The organism is Streptomyces sp. SID4985 (assembly GCF_009863025.1).
In the GTDB taxonomy this organism is placed as follows: Bacteria; Actinomycetota; Actinomycetes; order Streptomycetales; family Streptomycetaceae; genus Streptomyces.
Window position 1 is genome coordinate 1 of the sequence record NZ_WWIR01000282.1, and the last position, 7,861, is coordinate 7,861.

6 protein-coding genes are annotated in these 7,861 nt (G+C 69.6%); 2 read left to right on the forward strand and 4 right to left on the reverse strand.

Going from position 1 to position 7,861, the window contains the following annotated elements; translation table 11 throughout:
• From ispG to GTW40_RS11740, 4 genes are all read right to left on the reverse strand, one after another.
• Positions 1-764 (reverse strand): flavodoxin-dependent (E)-4-hydroxy-3-methylbut-2-enyl-diphosphate synthase (gene ispG, locus GTW40_RS11725; protein ID WP_161180112.1); only part of this gene is annotated, 764 nt, incomplete at its 3' end.
• 175 nt (positions 765-939) lie between these two features.
• Positions 940-2,244 (reverse strand): site-2 protease family protein, encoded by a 1,305-nt coding sequence (locus tag GTW40_RS11730; RefSeq protein WP_161180113.1) that lies wholly within the window; start codon positions 2,242-2,244, stop codon positions 940-942.
• A complete protein-coding gene (gene dxr / locus GTW40_RS11735) occupies positions 2,241-3,509 on the reverse strand; it encodes a 1-deoxy-D-xylulose-5-phosphate reductoisomerase (protein WP_161180114.1) in 1,269 nt (422 codons plus the stop codon). Before dxr ends, GTW40_RS11730 begins: the two co-directional genes overlap by 4 nt.
• Positions 3,510-3,586: 77 nt before the next feature.
• Positions 3,587-5,521, reverse strand: coding sequence for an acyl-CoA dehydrogenase family protein (locus tag GTW40_RS11740; protein ID WP_161180115.1), 1,935 nt, complete (start codon positions 5,519-5,521; stop codon positions 3,587-3,589).
• Between the two features lie 499 nt (positions 5,522-6,020).
• On the opposite strand from GTW40_RS11740, the gene GTW40_RS32610 reads away from it, so the two are divergent.
• Together GTW40_RS32610 and GTW40_RS11750 are read left to right on the forward strand one after the other, a co-directional pair.
• Positions 6,021-6,512, forward strand: a complete 492-nt coding sequence (locus GTW40_RS32610; protein WP_237525462.1) for a hypothetical protein — start codon at positions 6,021-6,023, stop codon at positions 6,510-6,512.
• A gap of 228 nt (positions 6,513-6,740) precedes the next feature.
• The coding region (locus GTW40_RS11750; protein WP_202485743.1) for an ALF repeat-containing protein at positions 6,741-7,861 on the forward strand (1,121 nt) is incomplete at its 3' end.

Here is a 7,861-nt window from a genome sequence, read left to right on the forward strand (position 1 = left end):
GCGGGCGGGGCCGAGAGGGAGACGCGGATCGTGTCGCCGATGCCCTCGGAGAGCAGCGCGCCGAAGGCGACGGCCGACTTGATCGTGCCCTGGAAGGCGGGGCCCGCCTCGGTCACGCCGAGGTGGAGCGGGTAGTCGCACTGGGCGGCCAGCTGCCGGTAGGCCTCGATCATCACGACCGGGTCGTTGTGCTTCACCGAGATCTTGATGTCGCGGAAGTCGTGCTCCTCGAAGAGGGACGCCTCCCACAGGGCCGACTCCACCAGCGCCTCGGGGGTGGCCTTGCCGTACTTCTGCAGCAGACGGCGGTCCAGGGAGCCCGCGTTCACGCCGATGCGGATCGGGGTGCCGTGGTCCTTCGCGGCGCGCGCGATCTCCTTCACCTTGTCGTCGAACTGCTTGATGTTGCCCGGGTTCACCCGGACCGCCGCACAACCCGCCTCGATCGCCGCGAACACGTACTTCGGCTGGAAGTGGATGTCCGCGATCACCGGGATCTGCGACTTGCGGGCGATGGTCGCCAGCGCGTCGGCGTCGTCCTGCGTCGGGCAGGCGACCCGGACGATCTGGCAGCCGGACGCGGTCAGCTCCGCGATCTGCTGCAGCGTCGAGCCGATGTCCGACGTCCGCGTCGTCGTCATGGACTGCACCGAGACGGGGGCGTCACCGCCGACCGCGACGGTGCCGACCTGGATCTGCCGGCTCTTGCGACGCTCGGCGATCTTGGTCGGGATGGACGGCATACCGAGAGAAATCGCAGTCATCTGCTGTGCAACCCCAAGTCGTGGATGAAGATCCGGCCCCATGAAACGCCGGGCTCCAGGCTCTGAGATTACGGTACGGCCCCCCGCACGAGCACATCCCACCCGGCGAAACCCACTCAATGGAAGGGGCCCGGAGCACAGGGCTCCGGGCCGCCTTCGAGGGTGTCGTGAACCGTCAGGAGATCTTGACCGGGTTCACCACGTCCGCGATCAGCACGAGGAGTGTGAAGCAGACGAAGATTCCCGCCACGACGTAGGCCACCGGCATCAGCTTGGCCACGTCGAAGGGGCCCGGGTCGGGGCGGCGCAGTACCCGGGCGAGGTTGCGCCGCAGCGACTCCCACAGCGCGCCCGCGATGTGCCCGCCGTCGAGCGGGAGCAGCGGGAGCATGTTGAAGAGGAACAGCGAGAGGTTGAACCCGGCGAGCACGAACACGAACATGGCGACCTGCTGGGAGGCCGGGATGTTCAGCGTGGCGATCTCGCCGGTGACGCGGGCGGCGCCGACGATGCCCATCGGGGAGTCCGGCTCGCGCGGGCCGTCGCCGAAGGCGGCGTTCCACAGGGCCGGGATCTTGCCGGGCAGGTCGACGAGGGAGCTCACCGCGTTGCCGACCTGGTCGCCCATCCAGACCACCGAGTCGCCGAAGCCGAGCTGGACGACGCCGGTGGCGGCGCTGAAGCCGAGGAAACCGGCCTTGACGTACTCGCCCTGGACGTAGGTGCCGCTGGCGTCCTTCTTGGCGACCTGGTTGGTGGCGATGGTGGCGTGCAGGGTGAGCTGCTTGCCGTCGCGCTCGACCACGATCGGGACGGTCCTGCCCGCGCTGTCGCGGATGAGGTCGGACAGCGTGTTCCAGTTCTCGGTCGGCCTGCCGTCGAAGGAGACGATCTTGTCGTGCGCCTTGAGGCCCGCGGCCTGGGCCGGGGAGGCCGGGTCGGACTTCTCGCAGGTGTCGCGGTGCTGGCTCTGCGCGATGACGCAGGGCGAGACCGAGGAGACCGTGTTGGTCTGCTGCTGGATGCCGAAGCCCATGAGCACGGTGAAGAACAGTCCGACCGCGAGGATCAGGTTCATGAAGGGACCCGCGAACATGACGATGACGCGCTTCCACGGCTTGCGCGTGTAGAACATGCGCGTCTCGTCACCGGGCTGGAGCTCCTCGAAGGCCGCCGAGCGGGCGTCCTCGATCATGCCGCGCCACGGGGAGGTGGAGCGGGCGGAGACCCGGCCGGCGTCGTCCGGCGGGAACATGCCGATCATGCGGATGTAGCCGCCGAGCGGGACGGCCTTGATGCCGTACTCGGTGTCGCCCTTGTGCCGCGACCAGATGGTGGGGCCGAAGCCGACCATGTACTGCGGGACGCGGATACCGAAAAGCTTGGCGGTCGAGAGGTGCCCCAGTTCGTGCCAGGCGATCGAGACGAGCAGGCCGACCGCGAAGACCGCTATGCCGAGGATGAACATCAAGGTCGTCATGCACGCGCCTCCGCGGTCGCCGTCGTGGCTGTCAGTTCACGGGCCCGGGCCCTGGCCCAGGTCTCCGCTTCGAGGACGTCCGACACGGTGAGTGAAGTTCCCGTCGCGGGGGTGCCGTGTTCCTCGACGACCCGGGTGACGGTCTCCATGATCCCGTTGAAGGGCAGCGCGCCGTTCAGGAAAGCCTCGACGCACTCCTCGTTGGCGGCATTGAACACCGCCGGGGCGGTCCCCGCGAGCCGTCCCACGTGTCGGGCGAGGTTCACCGAGGGGAAGGCGTCGTTGTCCAGCGGGAAGAACTCCCATGTGGACGCCTTGCTCCAGTCGAAGGCCGGGGCGGCGTCGGGGACGCGCTCGGGCCAGCCCAGGCCGATGGCGATGGGGCCGCCCATGTCGGGCGGCGTCGCCTGGGCGATCGTGGAGCCGTCGGTGAACTCGATCATCGAGTGGACATACGACTGGGGATGCACGACCACCTCAATGTGGTCGAAGGAAATGTCGTAGAGGAGGTGCGCCTCGATGACCTCCAGGCCCTTGTTGACGAGGGTCGCGGAGTTGACGGTGATGACCGGGCCCATGGCCCAGGTGGGGTGCGCGAGGGCGTCCTGGACGGTGACGTTCGCCAGCTCGGCCTTCGTACGGCCGCGGAAGGGGCCGCCGGAGGCGGTGACGACCAGCTTGCGGACATCGGCGCGGGTACCGGCGGCCAGGGCCTGGAAGAGGGCGGCGTGCTCGGAGTCGACCGGGATGATCTGGCCGGGCTTGGCCAGCGCCTTGACCAGCGGGCCGCCGACGATCAGCGACTCCTTGTTGGCGAGCGCGAGGGTGCGGCCCGCCTCCAGGGCGGCCAGGGTGGGCGCGAGACCGATCGAGCCGGTGATGCCGTTCAGCACGGTGTGGCAGTCGGACGCGGCGACCTGCGCGGCCGCGTCGGGCCCAGCGAGGATCTCAGGAAGCGGCTCGGTGCCGTAGTGCCCGGCCAGCGCCTCGCGCAGCTCCGGCACGGCGTCTTCGCGCGCCACCGCCACGGTCCGCACCCGCAGCCGGTACGCCTGCTCGGCGAGCAGCGCCACCCGTCCGCCGTTGGCGGACAGCGCGGTCACGCGGAAACGGCCGGGATTGCGCAGCACGAGGTCGATGGCCTGCGTGCCGACCGACCCGGTGGATCCGAGGATCACCACATCCTTCGGCCCGCCGTCGGCGAGCGGGTCGTACACCAGGTGCGGATCGGCAAGGGGCGCGGGGCTGACAAGGCTGTCGGTCATCCACCTATTGTGTCCGCCCGCGACACAAGGACGGACAGCGCGTCCGGTGTCGCGGGCGGCGGGTCGTACGGCGGACGTCACCCGAAGGGGCGACGGGCGCTCGGCTCTTCGCTCGGGCCGGGTGTCGCGTCCGCGATCCACGGCCCCTCCGTCGACGGGTCGAGGATGCCGTCCTCCAGCCAGTCGTAGGAGCCGTTGAGGACGCCCTTGACGACCTTGCGGTCGAGGTCGTCGGTGTTGGACCAGAGGCGGGTGAAGAGGTCGTCGACGCGGAGGCGGGACTGGTGGCAGAAGGCGTCGGCGAGCTGGTAGGCCTCGCGGCCGTGGTCGCCCTCGCGGCGGAGGCGTTCGGCGCGGACGCAGGCGGCGCTCATGGCGAAGAGTTCGGCGCCGATGTCGACGATGCGGCCGAGGAAGCCCTGCTTGGTCTCCATGCGGCCCTGCCAGCGGGACATGCCGTAGAAGGTGGCGCGGGCGAGCTTGCGGGCGTGCCGTTCCACGAAGCGGAGGTGACCCGAGAGGTCGATGCCGTGCTTGAACTCGCTGTACGAGGACGGGAGTTGACCCGGTCCCGCGACCAGCTTCGGGAGCCACTTGGCGTAGAACACGCCCGCGTCGGCGGCCGCCTTCGCCTTGTCCTGGAGGGAGGTGTCGGGGTCGATGAGGTCACCGGCGACCGAGAGGTGGGCGTCGACGGCCTCGCGTGCGATCAGCAGGTGCATGATCTCGGTCGAGCCCTCGAAGATGCGGTTGATGCGCAGGTCGCGCAGCATCTGCTCGGCGGGCACGCCCCGCTCGCCGCGCGCCGCGAGGGACTCGGCGGTCTCGTAACCCCGGCCGCCGCGGATCTGGACCAGTTCGTCGGCCATCAGCCAGGACATCTCGGAGCCGTAGAGCTTGGCGAGCGCGGCCTCGATGCGGATGTCGTTGCGGTCCTCGTCGGCCATCTGGGAGGCGAGGTCCACCACGGCCTCCAGCGCGAACGTGGTCGCCGCGATGAAGCTGATCTTGGACCCGACGGCCTCGTGCAGCGCGACCGGCCTGCCCCACTGTTCGCGCTCGGCCGCCCACTGCCGGGCGATCTTCAGGCACCACTTGCCCGCACCCGCGCACATCGCGGGCAGTGAGAGCCGCCCGGTGTTGAGCGTGGTGAGCGCGATCTTCAGACCCGCGCCCTCGGGCCCGATGCGGTTGGCTGCGGGGACGCGGACCCGGTGGAGACGGGTCACGCCGTTCTCGATGCCGCGCAGCCCCATGAAGGCGTTGCGGTGCTCGACGGTGACGCCCTCGGCGGTGCCCTCCACCACGAACGCGGTGATGCCACCGGGATGCCCCTCGGACTTCGGCACCCGCGCCATGACGACCAGCAGGTCCGCGACCACGCCGTTGGTGGTCCACAGCTTCACGCCGTCGAGGATGTAGTCGTCCCCGTCGGGCACGGCCATGGTCGCGAGCCGCGCCGGGTCCGAGCCCACGTCCGGCTCGGTGAGCAGGAACGCCGAGATGTCGGTGCTCGCGCAGCGCGGCAGGAAGGCGTCCTTCTGTTCCTGGGTGCCGAAGATCTTCAGCGGCTGCGGTACGCCGATGGACTGGTGCGCGGAGAGCAGCGCGCCGACCGCCGGGCTGACCGAACCGACCAGCGCGAGCGCCTTGTTGTAGTACAGCTGGGACAGGCCCAGGCCGCCGTATTTGGGGTCGATCTTCATGCCGAGCGCGCCGAGCCGCTTGAGCCCGGCCACGACCTCGTCCGGGATACGCGCCTCACGCTCGATGCGGACCGCGTCGATCTCGCTCTCGCAGAAGGCCCGCAGCTCCGCGAGGAACGCCTCACCGCGCCGCACGCTCTCGGGGTCCGGCAGCGGATGGGGATGGATGAGGTCGAGCCGGAAGCGCCCGAGGAACAGCTCCTTGGCGAAGCTCGGTTTGCGCCAGCCCTGCTCCCGGGCGGCCTCCGCCACCTGGCGGGCCTCGCGCTCGGAGACGGTGGTGCGTTGAGTGGTGGGAGCGGACATCAGGGCTCACCTCGCCACGAAGAGGGGTGTTGGGGACTGATCACTATGGACCGGTGCTACTGGATCAGTGGTACCTGAATCCGGGCGCTCCCACCAGTCATCGCGCTCCATTGGGCTGAAACGGCCGAGTCCCGCCTCCCGGGCATGACGGATGATCTCCGAATCAAATACAACCTGCCGGACAAGCAGGAATTCGACAGCAAAGAGCCCCGTAGAGAAAAAGGAATACACCAAGGAATGTCAAAATAATTGCGCAGCACACACAAAAGCGAGGTAACGTTCTCGTGCTTTCTCGGGGGGATCCGACAGGGCCACAACGGTCGACCTGGAGAGGCGGAGGACCCACCGGTCGAACCGCCTCCCCTCTGGCGCGCTGCCAGAAAACGGACATCTCGTGGCATCATCAGGCATCTTCCTGGGCTTGCACACCCCAGGAGCCCGAGAAGCCTTTCCTTCCAGGGCCCCCTGCGCATCCTCTGGAAGGAGCAAGGAATTGGTAATGCGTACGCGCAGTATTGTCGTTTCCGCGCTTTGCGCCGTCGGCGCGGTCGGCGGGCTCTCCACTCTCGCCATCGCCGACCCCGCGCCCCCCACCGGGTCGGTCCCCTACGCCGTGGAGGACTTCACCTACCCGGGGGCGGACCAGATCCTGGCCGCCAAGGGCATCCTCCTGAAGCGCGGCGACGGCCACATCATCCTGGCCGAGTGCGGACAGAACGCGAACGAGATCCGGGTGTACACCGTCAAGGACTCCGCCGCGAACCGGGACGCGCAGTACTGCTTCGAGCCCACCGCGAGCACCGGCTTCCTGACGCTGGAACTTCCCCGCGTCTTCGCCCTGGAGACGGGCGACCATCCCATCAGTGCCGATCTCACCGCCGAGGGCCGCACCACCCAGGTCGACGTGCCCGAAGGCGGGTTCACGAGCGTCGGCGAGGGAACGGTCGGCGGGGCCCAGTCGGTCCTCGTCGAGATTCGCGTCACCGGCTGACACGGCACCGGCCGATCCGGCTTCACCCGAGCCCCCGCCCCGAGGGGCTTGCTCCCTTTCACCCGAGAAGCGGTCGGATATGTCAGGTGCATGACATATCCGCCATCCGACCCTCCGGCGGGTGCGGGCGCTCGGGCCCATCCGCTCTGACGACAAAAGGTCCGTATGAACTGGAAATGGCGCCGGCGCTCCGCTGGGAAGAGACGCGCCACCGCACGCATATCGTTCATGACCGCCACGGCGGTCCTTGTCGGTCTGCTCGTCGCCCCCACGGCGGCGGCCGACGATCCGCCCGACGCGACCGTCGAGCCGCTGCACATGACGATCCGGCAGCAGGCGGTCGACATCTGGGCCACCGGCGGCACCGAAGTGAGGTCCGCCGCGGAGACCGCCCTCATCGGGAGCGATCAGGACGTCATCGACTTCCTGATGAGCTACGACGACCAGGCGGTGCAGGACTACCGGGTCGAAGCGGCCCAACTGGGCAGCATGGGCGGGGAGAACACCCTCGCCGCGGTACGCCAGGCGCTCACCGGTGACGAGCGTGATCTGGTCCGTTTCCTGAAGACGGGCTGGGAGGAGCCCTTCCATCAGGACCAGCGCGTGCTCGTCGCCCGCGCCATCGACGCCGGAGGCCCCGAGGTCCAGGCGCGGGGCCGACAGGCGCTCGCGGGCACCGTCGAGGACATACAGAACTTCCTGAAGACGGGCCGGGACGAGGCCCAGGAACAGGACGACCGCGTCCTGACGGCACAGATCGTCTCCGCCGGAGGCACGCAGGTACGAGCCTCCGGCCGACTCGCCCTGAGCGGGACCATCACGGACGTCCGCGAATTCCTCGAGGTGGGACAGTACGTCGCGCGCAGCCGCGACGAGGAGTACGCCACCGTCGCGGAACTGGCGGATCAGGCCGACCGTGCGGGCAAGCTCGCCGCCACGGAGACCAAGGCCGCCGAAGCCGCTTCCGCCGAGGCGGTCGAGGCCGCCAAGCAGGCGAAGGAAGCGGCACAGAAGGCGCAGCAGGAGGCGGAGGCCACTCAGAACGACGCCGACAAGGCCGGCCGCGCGGCCAATCGCGCGGCGAGCGCGGCGTCCGGGGCGGCGAAGGCCGCCGAACGGGCCATCTCGGCCGCCAACGCCGCAAGCAGGTCCGCCCGCATCGCGGCCAGTGCCGCGGCACAGGCGGCAGCGGCAGCGGTCGGCGCCTCCAACGCGGCCGCCAACGCCCGCAACGCGGCAGCGGCCGCGGCCACTGACGCCACCAAGGCGGACGCGGCGCGCAAGGCGGCCGTGACGGCCGACAACGCGGCGAAGGGCGCGGAGAAGGCGGCCCAGGCGGCCGACCACGC

Excerpts from the sequence above, each read along its gene's own strand:
- GTW40_RS11730 (WP_161180113.1), bottom strand. The coding sequence starts at position 2,244 with ATGACGACCTTGATGTTCATCCTCGGCATAGCGGTCTTCGCGGTCGGC.
- dxr (WP_161180114.1), bottom strand. The coding sequence starts at position 3,509 with ATGACCGACAGCCTTGTCAGCCCCGCGCCCCTTGCCGATCCGCACCTG.
- GTW40_RS11740 (WP_161180115.1), bottom strand. The coding sequence starts at position 5,521 with ATGTCCGCTCCCACCACTCAACGCACCACCGTCTCCGAGCGCGAGGCC.
- GTW40_RS32610 (WP_237525462.1), top strand. The coding sequence starts at position 6,021 with ATGCGTACGCGCAGTATTGTCGTTTCCGCGCTTTGCGCCGTCGGCGCG.